Below are 22654 nucleotides of genomic sequence, written 5' to 3' on the forward strand. Positions count from 1 at the left end.
TATGAGCTTTGCGACAACGTATTTTCGCATTCTATCGGCTGAGCGCTTGAAGATGGGCAAGTCACCCATATGGCTCCTGATTCTGTTAAGTCCACTTCTTGCACTGCTCATCGGACTGTTGTCCACTCCATCAGGGAGTTGGCAGGTTTTGATGGGCACCATGGTCTTCTTGCACGGATTACTCCTGTTGCCGATGCTGACTGGCGTGTTTACGTCCTTTGTCTGTCGTTTCGAACATGCAGGAGGAGGGTGGAAGCAGATGCTGGTTCTGCCGCTCACACGTTCAGGTGTATACGCAGGCAAACTGACGATTGTACTTATGCTTCTGGCGGGTACACAAGTGTTGTTGCTGCTATCCATTCTGCTGGCAGGCACGATTCATGGCATTACGATGCCAATACCTTGGGGATTCCTGGTAGGCAAAATGCTGCTTGGGTTATTGGCTTGTGTACCTCTTGCCGCCTTGCAGATGTTCGTTTCTCTCGTGTGGAGTAGCTTTGCTGCACCGCTCGCATTGAATTTTGCACTGACTGTGCCCAATATCCTTATCGTCAACTCAGCGGCATATGGACCGTATTATCCTTGGGCGCAACCGATGATTCTGATGACACCCGTAGACGGCGGAGGTTTCGGAGCCTATAACGTGCCGCTGCTGACGCTGCTGTCAGTCGTTGGGGGCAGTGCTGTCATTTTCATAGGAATTGGCATGCTGTATTTTGCGAAGAAAGAAATCTGAATAATTGAATATATCCCTAGTTATCCTATGACCAAGATCCTCTTTTAAGCAAAACATGCAATGTTCTATTGTATGTGAGCTTGAGGGGATTTTTTCTAATGTCTGACCCAACCGTCATGAATGGTCAGTTCCCGAATGATTTTGGCCGGCGCTCCGGCTACAAGTGTATTATCGGGTACATCTTTGGTCACCGTGCTTCCAGCTGCCACGACGGCATTCCTGCCAATTGTCACGCCGGGCAGAATGAGCGCACCTGTACCAATCCAGGCATTATCCTGAATGACAATTCGCTTGGCAGTCTGGCTCCCATCATCCAGTGAATCAATTCGGTGATAAGCACTGTCAAATATGCTTGTTCGAGGCCCGATCATGACGTTATTACCGATGGTCACCTCTACGTTGGCGGCGATCCCCACACCGGCATTAATCATGACGTCATCGCCAATCGTTAATCGCGCCCCTTTGACCACAGTTAGTTGGGTTCCCCAAGGTTTACCTATGATGTTAAGCCGCTTTCCCACCTGCAAATCACCATGTTTATTGAGATATACTTTTCCCCTGATCCGTGGCAGTAGGCCCATTGAGGGCTGAATTTTACCAAAAATGGTCAAGCCTCTTAATTTGCCATAGGCAATTTTAACTCTGTTGGGCAGCATGATTCATTCATCCTCACCTTCGTCAAAAACGTTTTTTAACGATTATAGCCTGTTTGATACAAAATGTATCGTTAATTTTATGTCGTGGCTTTCTACCTTATATAACTTACATGCATTTGGAAACGCCTTCTAAGCAAAAATTAAAATTCCAAGTATTACATCACACAACATGTGAATTAAATCATAGATTGTAAGCAAAATGAGACGAGAATCTGGTAAAATAAAAAAAGCTGTTTCTAGGCAGGCTTACATGGTTATTCGAGGGTAGGCCCATTTCGGCAAGGGATAATATATCCCTGTTGTTAGATGAAGATATTGGCTGAGAAAAGAGGGGTAAGCCTTGGATATTAATAAAACGGAAACCCTGAAGCGCATTATTTCTGAGGGAAGTTCTTACCAATCACTGTTTTTTAACCACCCGGATGCCATTTATGTGATGGACATCCATGGAAATTATATTGATGCTAATCCCTCGGTAGAGCGGATGTCGGGGTATACACTGGATGGCTTGATTCGTATGAATCAGAATCAGCTCTGTCCTCCGGACAGTGCAAATTTACGCAATGAATATATTAAAGAGGTACTGGCTGGACGTTCAGTCAGTAATTCCATTACCTTTTATCATAAAGATGGTTCCCTGAAACAAGCAGAGATCACGTATGTGCCTATAACGGATGGAAATGAAGTTGTAGGAATCTATGGTATTGCCAAAGATGTTACCGATATCCTGAGAGTGCAACGTGAGCTTAAGGAGGCACAGGAGAAATATCAGGTGCTGGCTGACCATGCACAAGATCTGATTACGACTTGTGCTGCAGATGGTGAGTTGTTATATGTCTCACCTTCTGTGCATACCTTGCTGGGTTATAAGCCGGAGGAAGTCACAGGAAAGTCCTTCAAGGATTATTGTTACCCGGGAGATTACCCGGACCCTATGGATCTTTCCAAGATCAGCAATGGCTGCAAGATGCGTGTGTTGCACAAGAAGGGACACTATATCTGGATGGAGACCTTGGCGAAGCCTGTGGCCGAAGAGCGTGGCAAGAGTGTCCAGATTGTAAGCATCAGCAGGGATATTACCCAGCACAAGGATGCGGACAGACGTCTTCGGGAAAGTCGTCAGCGATACAGATCGCTGTTCGAACATAATCCGGCAGCTGTGTATTCATTGAATCTGGAAGGCAAGTATAGTGCTGTGAACAGCAAACTTGTGCAAATGCTGGATATTCCGCGTAGTAAGCTGATTGGCAAATCTTTTCTATCCAATCTGGATAAATGTGAAGTGCAGTACGGCGAACACTATTTTGAAATGGTGAAGCAAGGCGAACCACAGTATTATGAGACCCGAATTGTCAATTCCAGAGGTCGGAAGATCGAAGTATCCGTTACGAATGTGCCCATTATTGTGGATAAAGAAATGGTAGGCGTCTATGGAATCGTGTCCGATATTACCGAGCGTAAGGAATACACGGAACGGATTCAGGAGCTAAGCAAGCAACATGAGCTGATCCTCAACACGGTGACAGAAGGAATATATGGTTTGGATGCGGATGGAATTACCATGTTTATGAACCCTGCAGCAGCCTCCATGTTCGGTTATGAGGCGCAAGAGTTCATTGGCAAGAACCCACATCCGATTATCCATCACACCCGTGCGGACGGTAGTCACTTCCCAATAGAAGAGTGCCCGATCCACATGACCGTGTTGGATGGTCAGAGCCGTTCTGTCAAGGAAGATGTATTCTGGCGTAAAGATGGCAGCAGCTTTCTGGTGCAGTACCAGGTGACGCCGATTATTGAACAGGGACAGATTCAGGGCGCGGTGGTTGTGTTCAATGATGTGACCGGGGAACGTGAAATTGTGCGGGCCAAAGAGACAGCCGAGCTGGCAGCTCAGGCCAAGTCAGAATTTCTGTCAATGGTTAGCCATGAGATCCGCACACCGATGAACGGGATCGTGGGGATGACCGAATTATTGATTGGTACCGATCTGTCGGAAGAACAGCGTGAATATGCCGAGATTATTCAGGATAGTGGTGATGCACTGCTGAACATCCTTAATGATATTTTGGACTTTAGTAAGCTGGAATCCGGGAAAATGGCCTTGGCTTATGAGCCGTTTGCATTACGTAAGATGCTGGAACAGGTTGCCGAACTGTTTAAACCCCGCGCAGATGAGAAACATCTGGAAATCAGATATCGTCTCAATCCAAGCATCCCTGAATTCATGGTTGGTGACGCCATACGTATCCGGCAGATTCTGGTGAACTTGGTTGGCAATGCGCTTAAGTTCACGGACCAGGGAAGCATTGATGTTACCGTGGATATTATCAAAGGCAGAAAGCCTGAAGATAGCGTGCTTGATTTCGCTGTGCAAGATACGGGAATTGGCATCCCGGCTGACAAGCTAGATCAGTTGTTCCAGTCCTTCTCTCAACTGCATCCGGTGATTAACCGTAAATATGGTGGTACGGGGCTGGGACTGGTCATCTCCAAGCGACTCGTGGAGATCATGGGAGGTAGTATCAGTGTCGAGAGTACAGAAGGAGAAGGCTCAACCTTCCGATTTGCTGTTCCTGCGGCAAGTGTAGATGCTTCAGCCGAACAGACAGCAAGTCAGTTCCATCATGATCGTACACGTCAGAGTGACAAGGTCGCCATGCGTATTCTGGTGGCAGAGGATCATCCAGTGAACCGCAAGATTTTGCGAGAATATCTGGAGAAGCTGGGGTACCAGGCAGATGTGTGTACCAACGGCGTAGAAGCAATTGATGCCATCTCTCAGAATGCTTATGATATTGTTCTGATGGATATTCATATGCCGGTGATGGATGGACTTAAGGCGACAGACCTGTTACACCGCCTGATTCCAAGGGATCGTATACCTCCAATCATTGCAGTTACAGGCAATGCCAAACGTGAGGATAAGGAAGCTTGTCTGGAGATTGGTATGCGTGATTTTATTAGCAAACCGGTCATGCTAAGTGAGTTGAAACGGGTGTTACAGCAATGGGGGCCAAGGGACGAACCCCAGCTTGCACCGAACTGAATAACGATCTGTTAACGATAACGATGTAGCTGTGAAAATAACAAACGCAAACACGCCAATCATACTCCTCAGATGGAGTGTGATTGGCGTGTTTGCGTTGACAGGCTACTGAAGATGAGCCGAAGCATATCGAAGTAGAGCGGTACACGAATGAGTTATGCTAATGTGAGACGATTGATATTGCCGGATAGTATCTCACAGGAATTATTGAATTTTTGGCGTTCCGCCGCATCCAGATTCAATTCAATCACCTCTTGAATGCCATCTCCTCCGATGATTGCAGGAACACCGACGCAGACATTATGTTGATTGTACTCACCATCCAGAATAGCGGATACGGCGATGATCTTGTGTTCATCATTGAGGATTGAACGGGTAATGTGCGCGAGGGCATTGCCGATTCCGAATTGAGTAGAGCCTTTACGGGTAAAGATCTCCCAACCGGCATCCTTTGTTTTGCGGGCAATATCGTCCAGATCCAGATTTTTGAAGCGCTCCTTGTGCTGATCCAAAATGTGCATAATCGGTTTGCCACCAATGGTCACATGTGACCAGGCCACGAACTGGGATTCTCCATGCTCCCCGAGCGCATAACCATGCACACTGCGTGGATCGATGGAGAAGACTTCAGACAGCAGCGTTTTGAGTCGTGAAGAGTCAATGGACGTCCCTGTGCCGATAACATGCTCACGGGGAAGACCTGATAACTTCCATACCATATAAGTTACTATGTCAACCGGATTAGCAGCGACGACAAAAATCCCGTTAAATCCACTGTTCATGATGGGAACCACGATATCTTTGGCGATGGACTCTGCTTCCTCCAAAATATCCAGCCGTGTCTGTCCTGGCTTCGGATTCGCCCCTGCGGTTAAGATAATCACATCCATATTGCCACAATCCGCGTACGTGCCCGCATATACTTTGGTTCGGTTATGTGTAAAGTCCATACAATGGGAGAAATCCAGTGCCTGTGCTACGGCACGGTCATACGTCCGGTCAACCATCATAATTTCTCTGCATATGGATTGATTGATCATGGAATACGCACAACTTGAACCGACAAGGCCCGCCCCGATCACCGCTACTTTACCTGATTTGCCTAACACTTCCGTTCAGCCCCCAATTAGATTGATATTTTCCGTTACTAACGCGTTCTATGTTAAGTATAGTCCTTTATTTTATGCCGGAATGCACTTCTACGTTACATAAGATAACACACGAAAAAGCAGTACAGCAATGATATCCGCTATCGCGGGAGCGTATTGGAGTAAGTGAGTTAACAAAATTGACATGAATAATTCATAATCATATGATTTGACGGCATTTGCACCTGTGTCATTCGACATGACAGCATTCATGCTCCTTGTCGGATTCGGGGTTATTTGTGCGGAATATATACCTGACAAAACTTCTTAGGAATCCGCAGAAACAGAACAAAACCGTCAAAGGGATCTGCCGAGAAGCCGACGAATACATACGGACAAGCAAAAGATTAACATACTTGATCCATGAGACAGGTTGCCCCGATCCGATGACGGTTCCAAAAAGGAACGCTGAAGCCGTAATGTTTTATCCAAGAGTCCATTCATAACTCACTAAAGGTATTATGAAATGGATTCCCAAAAGACTTCATTCCGGGAGGGAATTAATGATGATTGAAGAAGCAGGAGCAACGACGGAAACGGCCAAGAGCCTGGGCATAGGTGCCAGTACTCTTCGTAAATATGCGGCGGCACTGGAAGAGCAGGGATACCGGTTCGAACGTTCCGCCAACAAATCCAGACTATTCAAGTCCGACGACATCGAGTGCATTGAACGCCTGATGACCGAACTCAGAGAGCATAATCTGCCCTTGGCTGATGCTGTGGTGACTGTATTGGCCCCAGAGGCACCTGTAGCTGTAGCGGAAATAGATGTACCTGTGGTGGGGATTGAAGGTCTTTCAGAGTCCGAATGTGCAGCGACAGTCATGCCATCAACATCTCCTGAGGGCCCGGAATCCATCGGCAATCTGAGATCCTATGAGGGTCTGGGACAACTGGTAAGTGAGGTAACATACGGTGCTGTAGAACAGCAGCAGGACGATCGGGTACAGCTGCTGCAACAGCGGGTTGATGAATTGGAGTTGACCCTTCAGCATCTGGCTGATACACATATGGCTCTTCAGGAACAGATGGAGAAACAACGCCTATGGATGAACGAAAAGCTGGAGGAAGAGCGAGATCGCGAACTCGTGACCAATCTGCGCAGTTTCCAGGGAAGAAAACGCAAACCCAAAGGAGTATCCCTGCGTATGTTGTTTGGATTCCTGCCCAAGAAGCATAAGGAAGCTTAAGCAACGGACTATGGCTCATCGTGATTTTGCATGATCGGCCTGATATAATAAGCTCCATACAACATGAAGACTGGCCATGGATCGCTCGGTATAGAAACAGACCGGGATGAGTTCGGAAAGCTGGTGTGGGAGGATCTGTGGAGCTGCGACGAAGTTGGCAAAGATTGCTCGGACTGTGGACAGACCGTCCTCGTCGGAAAGGGACGGCCCTTGCTGAGCGATATACAATACAGGAATTGCTGGGTATGGGGAGCTATGGGCTGACATACCTGTGTACAGATGAGCAGAACGGCAGGGAAGTGGCGTTGAAGGAGTCCAAGCCCAGCAAGGGAAGACTCGCTGCACATCTGTTGGAGCGGGAGGCGGACGTGATGAAACTTCTGCATCATCCGGCGATTCCCGATCTATTGGATGTGTTCACATTCGGGAGACGAAGTTATATCGTTACCGAGTATATTCGTGGCCAGACGCTGGAAGATTGCATATTTGAGCAAGGTCTTCGATATACGGAGCGGGAATGTCTGGAATTGGCTGGTCAACTACTGGCGCCAGTGGCTCATGTGCATGAGCAGGGATATATTCATGGAGATGTGCGGATTCCCAATGTTATTATACGTGAAGGGAAGGTGCATCTAATTGACTTTGGCCTGGCGAGACGCTTGGGGGAGCCGTTGTTGCCTGAGCTAAAGCGACGTATGCGTGAAGTCCCTGAGCCTGAAGATGAACTCGCTACACCGGATCATGACTTGCAGGATATCGGCCACTTTCTTCTCTTTATGCTGTATTCGGCTTACGAGCCAGAGAAGGGTCGTGAACCTGCCAGCTGGCAGGAGGAACTTAAGCTTACGCCGGAATTGCACCAGATGCTGGAGCGGCTCCTGGGACTTCGCCCGGGTTATCAAGGCGGAGCAATGGAGTTACGGGCAGAGATGGAACGTGTGTTGATGAAGGTAAGATGAATAAGTTCTATAGGCGGACCTATATTGGTTATTCGTGACCTCTTCGTATGATATCTGTAGGGGTCTTTTTCCTTTTTACTGATACATGCATAACGTATCAAAACAGTGGGTTGAATGATATAATGAATAACAATTATACGTTGAAGGAGGCGATTCATCATATGCTTAAAAAACTGGAAGGCGATCATGCCGAATTATTTAAAACGTGGTTTCATAGCAAAAAAGACACCATAGTGGATATCGAAGGAAAGCATTATTTAATCAAGCCGCTGGAAAACGTCGTTCAGGAAGAAATAGAAAGTGATCACGAACTCAAAACTTTAATTTTACAAGCCAAGAAGGATATCTCTTCGGGTAGGGTCTACTCCACAGATGATATAATTGACGCAATTGAAAAAGGGAATTTATAGATGTTGATCCATTGGACACCTTCAGCAAGACAGGCTCTCGCTCAAATCGGCAGTGTTCGTTTCACTCAGGAAGAAACAAAGCTCTATTTAAAGTGTATTACTCGTTCTCGGTGGATAAGCGAATTTGCTTCATTGAGGCATTAAGACATTAAAATCAGCAAAATTGATACATACATATAAAGAAACAATAAAGGGGTGTTCTGTTAGCCGTGTGTATGGCTAGCGAACACCCCTTTATTTTTGTTACATCATTGATATATGGACCTGTCCACTGAGCAGGCTGATGATTACTTTTTAGTAGCAGGAGTAAAGGCCGCTTAGCTGGAGCTGTATTTTCTGCTTTTGTAATACCCGGAGCCACTGCGGCTGTCCCTATATTTCACATCCGAAGAAGAATAGCGCTTGTAGGAACGCTTGCCGGAGGAACTGCTGTGACGTTTATATGAGCGTCTGTCCGAAGAACTGTAACGTTTGCGGTGAGATGAAGATTTGGAATCGATAAGTTTGCCGATGATTTTTTTGAACATGAGCTTTCACCCTTTCGACTTCAACTGTTTTAACCATATACGTGGCCAGATCCGAAGGGGTTTCGAGTTTTTCATGGATAATTGTATTCATTGGACAGGAGCTTGGCGTATAATAGGATGTTGCTGTTGCACGACATTTTTTATTTTGCGCGTTTAGCGTTACAATAGAGGACAGGATAAGATTTTAACGGACAGGAGTAGTTGTTATGATTACGTTGAAGACCAAAGAGCAGATTGAATATATGAAAAAAGCCGGAGAAATTCTCGCCGCGTGCCATAGAGAAATTGCAAAGATGATTCGTCCGGGCATTACGACACAGGAGATCGACCAGTTTGCAGAGGCTTTTATGAAGAAAAATGGCGCTACGCCGGAACAAAAGGGATATAACGGATACCAATATGCGACATGTGCGTCGGTTAATGATGTGATCTGTCACGGGTTTCCGGGAAAATATGCACTGAAAGACGGCGATATCGTCACAATCGACATGGTGGTTAATCTGAATGGCTGGCTCGCCGATTCGGCCTGGTCTTATGCTGTAGGAGAAGTGACCCCAGAAGCGCAACATCTGCTGGATGTAACCAAAAAGTCACTGTACAAAGGTATTGAATTGGCCGTGGTGGGTAACCGGATCGGCGATATCTCCCATGCGATTCAAGTCTATGCAGAGGGTGAAGGTCTGTCGGTTGTACGCGAGTTTATTGGTCACGGCATTGGTGAGAAGATGCATGAGGAACCACAAGTCCCTCACTATGGTCCGCCACATCGGGGTCCGCGCCTGAAGGAAGGTATGGTTATTACGATTGAACCGATGTTGAACATTGGTACGTATCGCAGCAAGCTGGATTCGGATGGATGGACTGCACGTACTATGGATGGAAGTCTGTCTGCCCAGTATGAACATACGATTGCGATCACAGCAGACGGTCCTGTGATTTTGACAGCACAATAATAGCTAAAAGCAGCTACAATGTGACGATATTTGCATATTTCAAGGCGGCCCACGTTTGTGATCCGCCTGTTTCGGTTTAAACTAATAAGAAGTGATAACACAGAGCCAGTGGTGAGGGATCTCAGCTGACAAGGGTTAACCTTGCGTCCACTTGGCAACAAGGAGGTAATTTTGGTGTCTGTAAATAAACAGATCGTACTTGCGTCTCGTCCCGAAGGTGCCCCATCCAGAGAAAATTTCAAATTTATTGATGCACCTCTTCCTGAACCGGAAGCTGGGCAAGTCCTGGTACGTACATTATATTTGTCGGTCGATCCGTACATGCGGGGCCGCATGAAAGATACAAAATCCTATGCTGCACCGTACGCGTTGAATGAAGTGATTAAGGGTGGAGCCATTGGGCAGGTTGTGGAATCTTCGGAACCTAATCTGCGCAAAGGAGATCTCGTATCCGGCATGTGGGGCTGGCAACAATACGCCGCAGTGAATACAACGGATCTGTCGCTGATTGATACCGAAGAGGCACCAATCACGGCATACCTGGGCGCACTGGGCCTGACGGGTCTGACAGCTTATTTTGGCATGGAAGACATCGGCAAGCCGAAGGACGGCGAAACGGTTGTTGTATCGGGAGCAGCCGGAGCGGTAGGCATGATCGCAGGTCAGATTGGTAAAATCGTAGGAGCACGCGTAGTCGGTATTGCAGGCTCTGATGAGAAATGCGTCTATTTGAAAGAAAAACTGGGCTTCGACGTGGTATTGAACTACAAGAAAGAGCCGGATATGTCAGCGGCCATTGAACGGGCTTGCCCGGATGGCGTGGACGTCTACTTCGACAATGTGGGCGGCGACATCTCGGATGCAGTCTTGCGCCACATTAATCGGAATGCACGTATTCCGTTATGCGGTCAGATCTCGTCTTATAATCTGGAGAAACCGGATATCGGGATGCGTCCACAGACGTTGCTCTTAACCAATACAGCATTAATGAAAGGGTTCCTGTTGGGTGACTACACCAAATCCTTCAAGGAAGGCCGCGCCAAGTTGGCGAAATGGATCAAGGAAGGTCATCTCCAGTATGAAGAAAACATTGTGGACGGGTTTGAACAGACGCCGGAAGCATTCATGGGCCTATTCTCTGGAGATAATCTGGGCAAGCAGCTGGTTAAGGTTGCAGATCCAGAATAGATATCGCATGGTTTTACAATTTAATAAGTAGATGAAAACGAAAAGACACGTTCTGCACACCGATGGTGTATCAGAACGTGTCTTTTTTCTGTAGATCTGTGTGTGGGCTGCTTATGATGACTAGTGTTCGGCAACCAGCACTTCTTTGTAGTGTTTGTACATATATACACGCCAGCGTACAATCATGCCGAAGGCCAATAGGAAGAATAGTCCGCCTGTTTGCGGAATGCTTACATATCGCTGAATGACTTCATGCAGAATTAAGCGTACGGCCAGCAATCCAAGCAGAATGAAAGCAAAGCTGCGGGAGCGCGTGGCGAAAATCTCTTCACCTACTCGTTCAAACCGTGTACTGCGAATGAGGGGATAGGAGAAAAGGAACCAGCCCACCAGAAATGCAATGAATGCCCAGAGTAAAGGAATATGTGTCTCCGGTACAACAAACATAAGAAATCCTGTGCTCATGCCGAGCGGGGGAATAAGGATTTTGCGAATGGTCACCGGTCTGTGACTGGCTTTCATGCGGATGAAGATGGCAAGCAGTGCCATGACGAGCATGCCCACGGTTGCTCCAATTTGCAGGTAGTACGGACTGATTTGAGCCACGTAGAACTCCCTCTTTCTGGAATGATATATTATCCGTAGATCCGGAACCCAGTACGAATTGCCGGAATTTTCAGTTCCTATTATATCACAAACGCATATAGCCGATAGAAAGCTTAGTGTATCATATACCCGATATGTATTCACAGGGTTTATTTGAAAATTTTGTATTATTGTGCCCGTTGTAAGGCCGTTTATTCGATTAAGGGGAAATCATACAATGATTGGACAACAATGGATGTATACTAAGCTCATCGGTTCACATCATACGGGATGGCTTGCAGGTAATACAGATTGGCTGGTACATGTGGTTAGCCTCATATGTGCAAGTGTACTGATTCTTTTGCTGGTTATCTATAGTTATATTTTATGGTTGAAGTATAACAGCAAACGCAGGGAAAAAGTTAAGACAACACTGAGGCAGGAATTACTTGCAGAAGGTTCATATCTACAGCAATATCTGAACAACGGAGAAATCGGTGTAGATGTATTGAATATGACTGGAGATCAACAGATCGTTTTGCAGCAGTTGTTATTGGAAAGGCTCATTCAAGGTCCGGTAGAGCAGGAGATTCTGCGAATTCGTCTATTATCCTGGCAAGTCTTCGGAAGTTCATACCGGTCCGTTCTGAAGACGGGAAAGTGGAGTGAACGGGTCAACACGTTGTTATATATTGAACAGTTTCATATGGTGGAGCTTCTGCCGAGGTTAGAGGATATGCTCCGTGTTACCTCCTGCACACCGCTTGAACGCTTCATCATTTTGCGCATATATGCCAGAACCGGTTATTTCCGAATTGTGAAGGAATTGATGCGTGAGCAATGTGTATGGTCCAATTCGCAGGTTCTGCAGATTCTGCTGCTGCTTACCGATTCGTCCTGGACTCGTCTGAAGGATCATTTCAAGAATGTACCTTATCAGGTCCAGTCCAATATCGTCCATGCCATTCGTATTCGGGATGACCAGACGGAGAGTGCTTTTATTTTGCTGGAGAAGCTCATTCTTGAAGAGGATGCACTGCTGCGTACCCATGCTTATCAGGCATTGGCTCAAGTGGGCAGATGCCGTGAAGATATGCTGAAGGGTCTATTGCTGGTATGGAACGAAGCTGGCGAGGAAAGACAACGTTCTGAAAGACTAACAGTGACCCGGCTTATGGGCGATATTCATGCGGATGCTTTTATTCCTCGCCTGAAGGTGATGATGGGTGATCCTTCTTTTCAGATCAGACAGGAGGCGGCGAATTCCCTCGCCCGTTACGACCGGGGACTTGAAGAACTCCGGGATACAGCTGTAAACCATCCGGATAGATATGCAAGGCAGATAGCGGAAGAAACGCTGGAAAGGATGCAGTATGGACGAAAGATGGATTGAGATGCTGCGGAGTTTTGTTTTGGCATGTTACGAGGGGATATTTGTCTATCTGGTGCTAGCGATTGTGATGTGCAGTGTTCTGGTAGTTGCTGCCGCTCGCACAATGATCCTGAGAAGGGATCTGGACCCGCTGCAATATCATGAGATGTTGGACGAAGAATTGGCTCCGGCGGTATCTCTGCTTGTTCCGACGCGTAATAGCGAGAATACGATCGTGCAGCGAATTAACGGTCTATTGGAGATTCAATATGCACGCTATGAAGTTATTATCATTAATGACGGATCAGAGGATGGAACAATGCCGCGGTTAATGGAAACCTATGATCTGATGCCCATTCGGAGTAAAGTTCATTACTCGGGACTCGGTCAGGAGACGGCTCAGATTAAAGGTGTCTACCAATCCAGGCTGCATCATCGTCTGATTGTGATCGACAAGGCGTATGGAGGACGAATGGACTCCTTAAATGCAGGTCTGAATATCTCGCAATATCCTTATATCGCCTCTGTTGGACCCCGGACATTTCTGGAACGGGATGCACTGGTGAAGATTATGAAACCCGTTATGGATGCTCTACCAGGAGAAGAGGTCGTTGCTTGTAGTGGACGAGTAGATCTTATGGTTCCTAGAAATACGGCTCATGCGGAATTGACGGATAATAGCACAACACCGACGGGCAGTACGTTGTATGTGATGCAAAGCATTGAATACGTGCGTGCTTTTTTAATTGGCGGTGTGGGACTCGTTCGTTACAATATTAATGTGCTTTTATTTACGGCTCAAGTATTCGGTGTATTCAAAAAGAACCGGGTGATGGAAGTCGGTGGTTATAGGCGCGGTGATCAGGCCGGTCACATGGAACTTGTGATGCGGTTGCAAAAACATATGAAGCGAATTCGGGAACGGGGTCGTATTATATACATTCCCGATCCGATCTGCAGGGTAGAAGTACCGGGTACATGGCGTCAGCTGCGCAGACAGCGAACCCGCTGGTATATGCAGCTTGCGAGCAGTCTATGGGCCCAGCGGAGCATGATTTTTAATCCAGCCTTCGGCTGGATGGGGATGGTATCCATCCCGTATTTTATTCTGATCGAATTGCTGGGACCTGTGATGGAACTGGGAGCGTTATTGCTGTTCATCTCAGGCATAGGACTTCAGTTGGTAGATATCAACCTGTGCATCATTATTGCTCTACTGCTGATGCTCTACGGTTCACTGTTTTCCGCAGGTATGGTCATGTTCGAAATATGGTGTTCACGCAAAGCGTACACGTCCAGAGAGGTGACGCGTCTGCTAGTATACGCTTGTTCGGAGACGTTCTGGTTCAGACCGCTGAACAATATATTTAGTATGATTGGCATCTTGCATGCTATGGGATTGAGGAAGGCAGAGGAGAAGGAGATCAGGAATGGATTGGGGTAATCTAACGGTAACTTGGGCCATACCTTGGAACAAAGCAAGGAGGAAGATGCTTCATGAAAAAAAGTTACAGGCCAGCCACGATGTGGACGCTGGCTTGTTTTACAGTGGTATCGGTGGTGCTGGTTGTCCCCTGGATTATGTGGCAATCTCAGGCCCCTGTCCCGCTGAACATCATGATTATTGACAAAAGCAGACCAGACTCGTCCTATCAGGGGCATAAGGGATTAGTCTGGCTTCTGAATCAGCAGAAGATTGTACAGCACACAGGGGAATACTACTCATACGAAGAGGATTATTACGGCTATGATATTCAGAACGGGCTTCCCCGGATGAAGCAACTGCTGCCAGATGAGGTCACTGATACGGATCTGATCTATCTGACGGCGAACCGGAGTAGTCTGTCTGCACAGAAGAAGGGACGAAAACAAGACGGAATCTATGAAGGACTAACGATATATGATACGCAGAAGATTCGCGAGGCTGCGTATAAAGGGGTAACGATTGTTGCCGAATACAGTGCAATGGCGAATACGGCTTCGAAGATGACGAGAGAGCAGCTGTATCCCATCTTGGGGGTGAACAGCAGTGGATGGCAAGGGAAATCGGTATCTAATCTGCAAAGCATGGAAGAAGTCCCTCAGTGGGTTCAGGCGAGTTATGAGCAGCGAGAGAAGAAAAAATGGCCTTATTCCGGAGCCGGTATTCTGCTAGTTGGTGCAGATGGGCAGGTCATCGTGCTGGAGAAAGGCACGGACGTAAAGACAGGAGATGTACAGGTTGCATTTACACAGGAAGGCAGAGATTGGAGTGGCATAAGCCAGGACATTCAATATAGTGGCTGGTTTGATATCATTTTGCCGCAACAACAGGATTCCATATTGGCTTGGTATAAGACTGATCTGACGGAGACAGGCCAGCAGAAGTTGGCGAGTGCAGGAATACCTGCGGAATTTGCTGCACTTGTGCGCTACGACGACTATAATCGATCGTATTACATGGCAGGGTCATTCGGAGAGATGAAGCATTATTCCTTCTGGCGCCGAATTCGGGGATGGGAGGTCGTCCGGTCCAAACTTACGCCAGATCAGAAAGATATTCCTGACATGTTCTACTGGAAGGTGTATGTGCCCGTGATGAAGCATATTTTAGAGGAAGTGCAGGATGGACGGCAGCAATGGCCATAGGATGGTTGTAAAGAAAAACGTTCGGATGGGGAACAGACGGCGAAAGGCCGTTCTACCCGACTGAGGAACGGGAGATGTACATATTAGAGAAGGTGCGTAGATGTAAGGCGTAAAAGTGTAGTTGAGTGCCAAGGCGGATTAAGCAAGGGTCAGTTTGCGAAGTGAAATGGGACTGGGAAACTTACATTTATTTCAGCCGCTCATTGCCATGACTCAGTAATGAAACTTGTTGCGGGCTTGGTAAAAAGAATCATCCCACTGCGGGCGGCGTGAGCTATAGCAGGAATGGTATTAAAACAGTGGTACTACTGTGTGCATTATGATCAGAAGTACCCGTACGTAGCACGACCTAACGAACCCAGCACATCTTATTCGGCCCAATGGGGTACATTGGCAGATGTAACGAATCACAGACACGTTAAATGACGGAATATGCTCATTTTTACTGTTCAACTGCGAGTTTTCTGCGAAATAAGACGTGTGGAGTTCGTTAGTTTTTGTTAATTACTCTAATCGTCGTTATAGAGTGTCCTCGGTTCGTTAGATTTCAGTTACAGGACTAGTCAGAGGAACCAATCAAAATATCTCGCAACCGAAACGCTCTTTTTCTTCGGTATTAACAGAAATGGTAAATAACGCAATGCGATGAAAGTCGAGTTCAAAGTGGATGTTCCTGTGTTGAAAGTACTTAGCGTAATTGGCGTAACTAAAACATTATGATTGTCGAATTCATGGGGTGGCCCGTACACGGCAATGCAAAAAGGACTGCAGCGGATCTGCAGTCCTTTTTCATGATGAAATGCTTGCCTTGTTAGTCCTGATGAAGATGCCGGAGTCCATGCAGGAAGGCGGATACGGTCAGACGCAGACTTTCGTCTGGATCAAAATTCATGCCGAAGCCACCTTGTGCCTCAATGGAGGCAAATCCATGGCAGAGGCTCCGCAAACCACGAACAGCGTGCAAGGCTTCTGCTTCGGTTAGCGGGTAGGGCTGCAAGCTGTGCAGCAACAGCTCCAGTGTGGCTGTGCTGGCCGCAGCGAGCTGTGGCTCCTCGCGGTCCGGAGCATGAAATGAGGCTTCGTAGAGCCCAGGGTGCTCGCGAACGAAGCCAATGTATGCCGCAGCGATGGCCTGGATGGCATCGTCGCCTGTGCGGTCAGCCGTAGCCGTGGTTAATGCTCGGCTGAGCTGTTGTACGGACATCAGCGCCATTTCCTGGCGAAGCCCGGGAAGTCCGCTGATGTGGTTGTAGAGCGATGGCGAGCGCACATCCAGACGCTGGGCGAGTGCGGCCAGTGTCAGCGCCTGAAAGCCGTCGCTGTCAGCAAGCTGGGCGGCGGCGCTGAGCAGAGCGCCGCGATCCAGCCCTTGCCGGGGGCTCATAATTGCCCCCCGGCAAGACCGAACCGTTGCTGAGCATCAGCGGTTGCCGCGCGCATGGCGGCCGCGGGCTGGCGCAGCATCCGTCCGTGGCCTACAGCCAGTACGGACGGTTCCAGCTCCGCCAGGCGCTTCGCGCTGGCCAGAGCCGCTTCGCGGTTCCACGTCGCCAGCGCGGGGAACGGGAAGAGCGGGCGCATGCGGCCGGATACGGCAAGGCCGCCTTGCAGCTGGTACGCGTCGCCAGCAATAAGCACACGGCTGCGCGTATCCATGAAGGACATATGCCCCGGCGTATGTCCTGGTGAGGCAATGGCAGCCAGCGAACCAATCTGGTCACCATCATCCAGCAAGTGGTCTGGCTGGGTGCGTACTGCTTTGGGCTTGGGCACGCCGCCGCGTACCGGGGTTTGAGACTCACCGGGAAGAAGGGAAGTATCTCCCTCCAATAGCCGAACATCCCGTCTGGAGATGTAGACCTCGGCTTGGGGTAGTGCTTCTTTGAGAAGATCCAATGCACCAATATGATCGCTATGAGCATGAGTCAGAATGATCCTGGTAATGGGCTTACCAAGGGACTGGGCAGTTGCCAAGATGCCCTTAAGACTGAATGGTATTCCGGCATCAATCAGGGTTAATCCATCTTCCTCTTCAACCAGGTATACGTTCACAGGGAAGAGTCTCGGAAAAAACGTAATCTGAACGACATCAAATTCTCGGGTAATGCGCATCGAGGAATCCTCCTTAAAACTAATGATATTAGTATAATAACTAATGACATTAGTTTTGGCAATAGCCAGAGTTTACTTTGTTCTAAAAAATATTTTTTTAAATAATGAGTCACTTTACAAAAAAAGCGTTTTCAAAATGAAGATTACCGATTATAATAATCACGTAAGCCCTTTCATATGTCTATCTTATTGGAGCCCTTCGCCTAGCGAAAGGCTCACTTTTTTTGTTCTTTTTGGATTAAAACGCAGATGAGAACTTGATCCTAGCTTAATGGTGTGGATGAGCTGTAAGTATTGGTATAACAGGAAAAATCATATGTGATCCCCATCCTGGGTGAAAGTTGACAAACATAACTGTTATTCATATAATGACAGTTATACTTACCTTGGGTGAAGTTCATCGGTGTTGTAAGCCGGGAAGGGAGTAAGTAATGAACAGCGAATTTACCATAGCGGTGCATTGTCTTGTTTTTCTGTCGATGAGAGATGAGTGTATGGCCAATAGTGAAGATTTGTCCCAGAGTGTGGGTACACACCCGGCCAGAGTCCGTAAGGTACTAAGTGTTCTGCGCAAGCATGGTTACCTGACGACCAAGGAAGGTGCTCATGGTGGGTACTTGCTTAGCCGTGCAAGTGAAGAGATTAAGCTTGGCGAATTGTACAGACTGGTAGCCGGCGGTTCACTCGGTCCAAGCTGGTGTTCAGGAGAGTCCGGTTCATCGTGCGTGGTATCTTCCAATATGCAGGATGTGATGGGGAACATATATAACGGGGGCGAAGAGGCGCTAAGCGCTTATTTTGACCGTATATCTATTCAGGACGTAAAAGAACGTATAGGTCGTGGCGATGCATGTGACTTATCACTAGACGGATTGTCTGTAAAAGAGAAGTCCTGACAGATTCCATAATCAAAGGTCTTTCGAGATATGGCTTTGGTTTAGTCAGGCATGGTGGTAAGGTTCATATGGTCGACTGGTTATGGTATGGGCTTATGCTCCGGTGAAAGATCCATCGATGGTTTTAAAGCGATTCCGGGCATAACGTGAACACAGATGAGGAGAGAGCGTCTGCGCTGATGTTATTTTCGGAAGGCAATACTCGGTAGAGTAGACTTCAAGATCCTTTGCGAAAGTAGAAGAAAAACACAAAAAATAGATTCTGGGGAGTGGAACACATGTCAGGCATTGAAAAAAATGAAACACTTCGCGTCATTAGCGAACGCCATGCTGTCAAAAAGTACGAAAAAGGGTTTGTATTGCCTGAAGCTGATCTCAATGCGATTTTGACAGCAGCTGCGGAAGCACCATCTTCATGGAACCTGCAACACTGGAGATTCCTCGTCATTGAATCCGAAGCAGACAAAGCGAAATTGCTGCCAGTTGCTTACGGTCAAAGTCAAATCGTGGAAAGCTCAGTTACCATTGCTGTTCTCGGAGATTTGGAAGCGAACCGTAACACCGTAATCTACGATCAAGCTGTTGAAGCAGGCGCACTGACTGCTGAGGTTCGTGACGCATTGGTTGGACAGATCAACGGTGCTTACCAAAGCCCGCAAATCGCTCGCGATGAAGCGATCCGTAATGCATCCTTTGCTTCCCAAAATATCATGCTTGCTGCACGCTCCCTGGGTTACGATACTTGTCCAATCGGTGGATATAATCCACAAAAACTGATTGAAACCTTCAACATTCCTGCACGGTTTGTGCCAACGTTGCTGATCACTGTAGGTAAAGCAGCGCAGCCAGCTCGCCCGTCAGGACGTTTACCGTTGTCTGAGGTTGTTGTTAAAGGTTCTTTCTAAGTTAGAACTTTCTAAGTTATAAAGCTACAATCTGATGATCGCATCAGTGATATAGGTATAATACAAACAGCCGCGCTTTCCTGCTGAGGGAAGGTGCGGCTGTTTGGCATATTGAGGTTGTGGGATGCCCACTCACCGGAGCTCAATCGTGCGGATGAGTTCACTACTCAAGTGAATTCGTGGTTTCCACCAAGAAATGATTACTTTTCAGGTATTTCCGGGATTTGCGGTGCATGGAAAGATTCCATGTATTCAATTGCGTTATACATCATCACTGCTGCTTCGGCACGAGTAATTGTTTGTTTCGGTTTGAAGTTGCCGTCGGCATCCAGTTCATTAATTTTGAGAACGAGTGAACGCTGAATGGCGCCTTGATACGCAGGGGTAAGTTCCTTTTCATCGGTAATGTCCACAGGTTTGATATTAATCATCGGCAGACCGCCTTTGGCCTCGATGCCTTGCATCAGGAACAGGGTGAATTGTTCACGAGTGAGTGGTTTGGACGGATCGATATCCTGTGACATCTGAATGCCATTATATTGGGCGCGGATAAATGCATCACTATACCACACGCCATCTTTTACAGCAGAGAAGTAGTCACTGGGTACCGGCATTTTGATAAACCGAATCGTATCCAGATTCAGATTCAGTCCGTCCGCAATCAGTTGAATGCCCTGGGCGTTATTTAACTCCAGTTCAGGTTTGAACAAGCTGTCGCTCACACCTTTGATGAATCCATCCTGATGGAGAGATTCGATTTTGTCTGCTCCTGTGATACCTTGAATATCCGTGAATTGGGCCTGCGCAGCGTTGATCGGGCCTGCACTTAGAGACAGCGTGAGCAGAGCTCCCGCAGTTAATGTAGCCAGTATATTTTTTTTCATAATAGGTTCGCCTCACTTTTCCAGGGATGATCCCTTTATATAAAAGTTATTTGCCCCTATAGACGACCCTACTGTTCAAAAGGTTGCTGAAATTTTCCAATGGAGTAGATAACCATTCCGAAAGATTTTAGTTGAAAGCACTTGTGAAGCATACGGCACCTATCCTTTGGATTTATTTCGATAATCCGTGGGTGAACGTCCCATCATTTTGCTGAACAGACGGGAGAAGTAGTAAGGGTCCTTGAATCCAAGCTCGGAACTGATCTGCTTCACAGTCCAATCGGTAAAATCCAGATAGCGGCAGGAATGCTGGATCTTGAGCCTCAGGAAATAATCGATGGGTGAATGCCCGGTCGCTTGCTTGAACAACTGTGAGTAATGAGGGACAGACAGCCGGGCATGTGCCGCCAGTTCCTTGAGGGTGATTCCGTTCTCCAGGTGCTCCAGCATGTATTGAACGGATTGTTCTGCCGCACGTTTGCTGCTCACAATCCCACCATCTGTTCCTGTCGTCTCCGGTCCATAAGCAAGCATACCAAGCATATAACCGATAATCTGGGAGGCATATGTCATCGTCTGCATGGAGTAACCCGTCTCTAGCGCGCCGTAACATTCATGGAACAGCTCGAGCCATTTTTGGGCCTTGGTCGGTGGCATCGTAGTAATATGATGGGTTAGCAATGGTTCTATGTAGGTTAAAGCGTGTTCCCCGCGCAGATGAATCCAGAAGATACTCCATGGTTCAGCTACGTTGGCACCATACACATGAGGAATATGTGCAGGCAATACGACAAGGTTTCCCGGGCGGACATCATATGTCTTGCTGCCCTCCATCGTATACCAACCTGTGCCTTGGGCACAGTACATCAGAATGTGTGATTCACAACCATCGGGACGGTCACGGTAATGATGTTCCGCTTCGTGAAAGTAACCGATATCGGTAACGTATAATCCGGACGTGGCCGGATAAGCTGCGGTTTCTTGCAGCAGCGAGTCTGGAAGCACCATGAGTTTTTGCATACGAAATCCGTCAGATTTACGCTGTAGGGGTGGTCTGTTGTTAGGTCTCATACTTTGTATTATGGTGAGCGAGGGTAAGGGAGTCAATGACAGATATGAGAGCGCTGAGCGGAGTTATTCTGAATATGGAAAGCCACGTTACAGGAAGTGAAGCAGTTGCCCGTGAATTGGGTAAGTACATCATAGTGGGAAGAATGAGACCAGAGAATATATAGGATAAGGGAGAGATTGAGATATGGAACCAGTCACAACTCAGGAAACACTTTTCTATACAGGTACGTATGCGTCAGCGGAAGAACCAGGAATATTTCTATGTGCGTTGAATGCGGATACAGGAGAGATGCGAATCGTCAATCACATGGATGGTGTGAATAATCCGTCTTATCTGGCGCTATGCCCGGATGGCAACTGTCTGTATGTGGCGAGTGAGACGGACGAGGGAGAGGTGTTGGTGTATCGCAGAGATGCGGCAACGAGTGAACTGCACCTGATGGATCGAAAGCAGACCCGTGGAGCTTCTCCATGTTATGTGTCTGTCTCGAAGGATGGTCAGTGGGTGTTCTCATCCAACTATAGCAGCGGCAGTGTCAATGTATTTCCGGTAGGTGATCAGGGGACGCTTGGTGAGATGAGTGCATGGGTGGAGCACACGGGAAGTGGAATCAACGAAGATCGCCAGGAAGGGCCGCATGCACACTCCATTCAGCCAGATCCGTCCGGACAGTATGCTGTCGTATGTGACCTCGGTCTGGATCAGATCATTGTGTATCGGTTGGAAGAAGGACGTCTGGTAACCCATCGTGAGATGGATCAGCCACCAGGCGCAGGGCCAAGGCATCTTGTGTTCCATCCCAACTCGAAGTGGGCATATGTCATCAATGAATTAAACAACACGGTTACGGCATTCCTATACGATGAGCGCAGAGGGGAATTCACTACGGTGCAGCACATATCCACACTTCCAGAAGGGCATAAAGGCGAGGGTACCGCTGCGGACATCCGTGTATCTCCATGTGGACGTTTCCTGTATGCATCCAATCGGGGAGATGACAGCATAGTGCTCTATCATATTGATCAGGAGAGCGGTGAGCTGGAAGCCGTAGAGTGGACGTCCACCATTGGGCAGACACCGCGTAACTTCAATATTTTGCCAGGTGGAATTCTGGTCGTGGCGAATCAGGATAGCAATAACCTTGTAGGTTTCCAGATCAGCGAAGAAGACGGACGACTGACGCATAACGGGTTCAAGCTGGAACTGCCTCGTCCGGTATGTGTTGCGCCTGTGGTATAAGTTGTAATTATATAAGTCGAAGGAGAAATCCTTCGGCTTTTTTATATGCCATCCATTTAATTACTAAATTAGACCTATAGATGGAATTATATGTTTAATTTAAAATAAATATATTAAAGCGCTTACACAAAAAATGGCGCTACAA

Annotated in this window: 22 protein-coding genes and 1 pseudogene; 14 read left to right on the forward strand and 9 right to left on the reverse strand. The window is 47.5% G+C overall.

The window, feature by feature from the left end; translation table 11 throughout:
• Position 1 precedes the first annotated feature (1 nt).
• Positions 2-736, forward strand: coding sequence for an ABC transporter permease (locus tag MKX40_RS02470; RefSeq protein ID WP_339239274.1), 735 nt, complete (start codon positions 2-4; stop codon positions 734-736).
• 95 nt (positions 737-831) lie between these two features.
• On the opposite strand, the gene MKX40_RS02475 is transcribed toward MKX40_RS02470, so the two are convergent.
• Positions 832-1392: a DapH/DapD/GlmU-related protein gene (locus MKX40_RS02475; RefSeq protein ID WP_339239275.1), complete on the reverse strand. Its 561-nt coding sequence runs from the start codon at positions 1390-1392 to the stop codon at positions 832-834.
• 340 nt (positions 1393-1732) lie between these two features.
• Between MKX40_RS02475 and MKX40_RS02480 the strand changes: the two genes are divergently transcribed.
• Positions 1733-4441: a PAS domain S-box protein gene (locus tag MKX40_RS02480; RefSeq protein WP_339239276.1), complete on the forward strand. Its 2709-nt coding sequence runs from the start codon at positions 1733-1735 to the stop codon at positions 4439-4441.
• A 155-nt stretch (positions 4442-4596) separates the two neighbouring features.
• On the opposite strand, the gene MKX40_RS02485 is transcribed toward MKX40_RS02480, so the two are convergent.
• Positions 4597-5550 (reverse strand): L-lactate dehydrogenase, encoded by a 954-nt coding sequence (locus tag MKX40_RS02485; RefSeq protein ID WP_339239277.1) that lies wholly within the window; start codon positions 5548-5550, stop codon positions 4597-4599.
• Between the two features lie 542 nt (positions 5551-6092).
• Here MKX40_RS02485 and MKX40_RS02490 point away from each other — a divergent pair.
• The 3 genes from MKX40_RS02490 (at position 6093) to MKX40_RS02500 (ending at position 8148) form a co-directional block, all read left to right on the forward strand.
• Positions 6093-6779: a hypothetical protein gene (locus MKX40_RS02490; RefSeq protein ID WP_339239278.1), complete on the forward strand. Its 687-nt coding sequence runs from the start codon at positions 6093-6095 to the stop codon at positions 6777-6779.
• 137 nt (positions 6780-6916) lie between these two features.
• Positions 6917-7738, forward strand: coding sequence for a protein kinase (locus MKX40_RS02495; protein WP_339239279.1), 822 nt, complete (start codon positions 6917-6919; stop codon positions 7736-7738).
• 161 nt (positions 7739-7899) lie between these two features.
• On the forward strand, positions 7900-8148 hold the full coding sequence (locus tag MKX40_RS02500) for a hypothetical protein (protein ID WP_339239280.1): 249 nt from the start codon (positions 7900-7902) through the stop codon (positions 8146-8148).
• A gap of 317 nt (positions 8149-8465) precedes the next feature.
• On the opposite strand, the gene MKX40_RS02505 is transcribed toward MKX40_RS02500, so the two are convergent.
• On the reverse strand, positions 8466-8675 hold the full coding sequence (locus MKX40_RS02505) for a hypothetical protein (protein ID WP_017690946.1): 210 nt from the start codon (positions 8673-8675) through the stop codon (positions 8466-8468).
• A 206-nt stretch (positions 8676-8881) separates the two neighbouring features.
• Between MKX40_RS02505 and map the strand changes: the two genes are divergently transcribed.
• Both map and MKX40_RS02515 read left to right on the forward strand, forming a co-directional pair.
• Positions 8882-9628: a type I methionyl aminopeptidase gene (gene map, locus MKX40_RS02510; RefSeq protein WP_339239281.1), complete on the forward strand. Its 747-nt coding sequence runs from the start codon at positions 8882-8884 to the stop codon at positions 9626-9628.
• Between the two features lie 174 nt (positions 9629-9802).
• A complete protein-coding gene (locus tag MKX40_RS02515) occupies positions 9803-10816 on the forward strand; it encodes an NADP-dependent oxidoreductase (RefSeq protein WP_339239282.1) in 1014 nt (337 codons plus the stop codon).
• 120 nt (positions 10817-10936) lie between these two features.
• Here MKX40_RS02515 and MKX40_RS02520 read toward each other — a convergent pair whose 3' ends face one another.
• Positions 10937-11422 (reverse strand): cytochrome c biogenesis protein CcdC, encoded by a 486-nt coding sequence (locus tag MKX40_RS02520; protein ID WP_338590424.1) that lies wholly within the window; start codon positions 11420-11422, stop codon positions 10937-10939.
• Between the two features lie 217 nt (positions 11423-11639).
• Here MKX40_RS02520 and MKX40_RS02525 point away from each other — a divergent pair, with 217 nt between their 5' ends.
• Genes MKX40_RS02525 through MKX40_RS02535 form a run of 3 tightly spaced genes read left to right on the forward strand, consistent with a single transcriptional unit; the run spans position 11640 to position 15401 of the window.
• Positions 11640-12794 (forward strand): HEAT repeat domain-containing protein, encoded by a 1155-nt coding sequence (locus tag MKX40_RS02525; protein WP_339239283.1) that lies wholly within the window; start codon positions 11640-11642, stop codon positions 12792-12794.
• Positions 12775-14217 (forward strand): glycosyltransferase, encoded by a 1443-nt coding sequence (locus MKX40_RS02530; RefSeq protein ID WP_339239285.1) that lies wholly within the window; start codon positions 12775-12777, stop codon positions 14215-14217. The genes MKX40_RS02525 and MKX40_RS02530 overlap by 20 nt, the downstream gene beginning before the upstream one ends.
• A 53-nt stretch (positions 14218-14270) precedes the next feature.
• The gene (locus tag MKX40_RS02535) at positions 14271-15401 is read left to right on the forward strand and encodes a hypothetical protein (RefSeq protein WP_339239286.1); all 1131 of its coding nucleotides are present in this window, start codon (positions 14271-14273) and stop codon (positions 15399-15401) included.
• An 811-nt stretch (positions 15402-16212) separates the two neighbouring features.
• Here the strand turns inward: MKX40_RS02535 and MKX40_RS02540 are convergent.
• From MKX40_RS02540 to MKX40_RS02550, 3 genes and pseudogenes are all read right to left on the reverse strand, one after another.
• The gene (locus MKX40_RS02540; protein ID WP_339242889.1) at positions 16213-16605 is read right to left on the reverse strand and encodes a TetR-like C-terminal domain-containing protein; all 393 of its coding nucleotides are present in this window, start codon (positions 16603-16605) and stop codon (positions 16213-16215) included.
• A gap of 51 nt (positions 16606-16656) precedes the next feature.
• Positions 16657-16785: pseudogene (locus tag MKX40_RS02545) on the reverse strand (TetR family transcriptional regulator); the annotation flags it as partial.
• A complete protein-coding gene (locus MKX40_RS02550) occupies positions 16782-17513 on the reverse strand; it encodes an MBL fold metallo-hydrolase (protein ID WP_339239287.1) in 732 nt (243 codons plus the stop codon). The pseudogene MKX40_RS02545 and the gene MKX40_RS02550, both read right to left, overlap by 4 nt.
• A gap of 431 nt (positions 17514-17944) precedes the next feature.
• On the opposite strand from MKX40_RS02550, the gene MKX40_RS02555 reads away from it, so the two are divergent.
• Together MKX40_RS02555 and MKX40_RS02560 are read left to right on the forward strand one after the other, a co-directional pair.
• On the forward strand, positions 17945-18409 hold the full coding sequence (locus MKX40_RS02555) for an Rrf2 family transcriptional regulator (RefSeq protein ID WP_339239288.1): 465 nt from the start codon (positions 17945-17947) through the stop codon (positions 18407-18409).
• 278 nt (positions 18410-18687) lie between these two features.
• A complete protein-coding gene (locus MKX40_RS02560) occupies positions 18688-19314 on the forward strand; it encodes a nitroreductase family protein (RefSeq protein ID WP_339239289.1) in 627 nt (208 codons plus the stop codon).
• A gap of 200 nt (positions 19315-19514) precedes the next feature.
• Here MKX40_RS02560 and MKX40_RS02565 read toward each other — a convergent pair whose 3' ends face one another.
• Positions 19515-20198 carry an S-layer homology domain-containing protein gene (locus MKX40_RS02565; RefSeq protein ID WP_339239290.1) on the reverse strand — a complete coding sequence of 228 codons (684 nt, stop codon included), beginning with the start codon at positions 20196-20198 and terminating at the stop codon, positions 19515-19517.
• A gap of 159 nt (positions 20199-20357) precedes the next feature.
• Positions 20358-21218, reverse strand: a complete 861-nt coding sequence (locus tag MKX40_RS02570) for an AraC family transcriptional regulator (RefSeq protein ID WP_339239291.1) — start codon at positions 21216-21218, stop codon at positions 20358-20360.
• An 86-nt stretch (positions 21219-21304) separates the two neighbouring features.
• On the opposite strand from MKX40_RS02570, the gene MKX40_RS02575 reads away from it, so the two are divergent.
• On the forward strand, positions 21305-21433 hold the full coding sequence (locus MKX40_RS02575; RefSeq protein ID WP_339239292.1) for a hypothetical protein: 129 nt from the start codon (positions 21305-21307) through the stop codon (positions 21431-21433).
• Between the two features lie 20 nt (positions 21434-21453).
• Complete coding sequence (locus tag MKX40_RS02580; RefSeq protein WP_339239293.1) at positions 21454-22509, forward strand: lactonase family protein; 1056 nt, start codon at positions 21454-21456, stop codon at positions 22507-22509.
• Positions 22510-22654: the final 145 nt, after the last annotated feature.

The sequence above is a fragment of the Paenibacillus sp. FSL R5-0517 genome, assembly GCF_037974355.1.
Lineage (GTDB): Bacteria > Bacillota > Bacilli > Paenibacillales > Paenibacillaceae > Paenibacillus.

What these genes read in the sequence shown, in the direction of transcription:
- MKX40_RS02470 (WP_339239274.1), top strand. Translation starts at nt 2, where the DNA reads ATGAGCTTTGCGACAACGTATTTTCGCATTCTATCGGCTGAGCGCTTG.
- MKX40_RS02535 (WP_339239286.1), top strand. Translation starts at nt 14,271, where the DNA reads ATGAAAAAAAGTTACAGGCCAGCCACGATGTGGACGCTGGCTTGTTTT.
- MKX40_RS02575 (WP_339239292.1), top strand. Translation starts at nt 21,305, where the DNA reads ATGACAGATATGAGAGCGCTGAGCGGAGTTATTCTGAATATGGAAAGC.
- MKX40_RS02530 (WP_339239285.1), top strand. Translation starts at nt 12,775, where the DNA reads ATGGACGAAAGATGGATTGAGATGCTGCGGAGTTTTGTTTTGGCATGT.
- MKX40_RS02505 (WP_017690946.1), bottom strand. Translation starts at nt 8,675, where the DNA reads ATGTTCAAAAAAATCATCGGCAAACTTATCGATTCCAAATCTTCATCT.
- MKX40_RS02565 (WP_339239290.1), bottom strand. Translation starts at nt 20,198, where the DNA reads ATGAAAAAAAATATACTGGCTACATTAACTGCGGGAGCTCTGCTCACG.
- map (WP_339239281.1), top strand. Translation starts at nt 8,882, where the DNA reads ATGATTACGTTGAAGACCAAAGAGCAGATTGAATATATGAAAAAAGCC.
- MKX40_RS02580 (WP_339239293.1), top strand. Translation starts at nt 21,454, where the DNA reads ATGGAACCAGTCACAACTCAGGAAACACTTTTCTATACAGGTACGTAT.
- MKX40_RS02550 (WP_339239287.1), bottom strand. Translation starts at nt 17,513, where the DNA reads ATGCGCATTACCCGAGAATTTGATGTCGTTCAGATTACGTTTTTTCCG.
- MKX40_RS02490 (WP_339239278.1), top strand. Translation starts at nt 6,093, where the DNA reads ATGATGATTGAAGAAGCAGGAGCAACGACGGAAACGGCCAAGAGCCTG.
- MKX40_RS02570 (WP_339239291.1), bottom strand. Translation starts at nt 21,218, where the DNA reads ATGCAAAAACTCATGGTGCTTCCAGACTCGCTGCTGCAAGAAACCGCA.
- MKX40_RS02555 (WP_339239288.1), top strand. Translation starts at nt 17,945, where the DNA reads ATGAACAGCGAATTTACCATAGCGGTGCATTGTCTTGTTTTTCTGTCG.
- MKX40_RS02560 (WP_339239289.1), top strand. Translation starts at nt 18,688, where the DNA reads ATGTCAGGCATTGAAAAAAATGAAACACTTCGCGTCATTAGCGAACGC.
- MKX40_RS02475 (WP_339239275.1), bottom strand. Translation starts at nt 1,392, where the DNA reads ATGCTGCCCAACAGAGTTAAAATTGCCTATGGCAAATTAAGAGGCTTG.
- MKX40_RS02540 (WP_339242889.1), bottom strand. Translation starts at nt 16,605, where the DNA reads ATGTCCGTACAACAGCTCAGCCGAGCATTAACCACGGCTACGGCTGAC.
- MKX40_RS02500 (WP_339239280.1), top strand. Translation starts at nt 7,900, where the DNA reads ATGCTTAAAAAACTGGAAGGCGATCATGCCGAATTATTTAAAACGTGG.
- MKX40_RS02525 (WP_339239283.1), top strand. Translation starts at nt 11,640, where the DNA reads ATGATTGGACAACAATGGATGTATACTAAGCTCATCGGTTCACATCAT.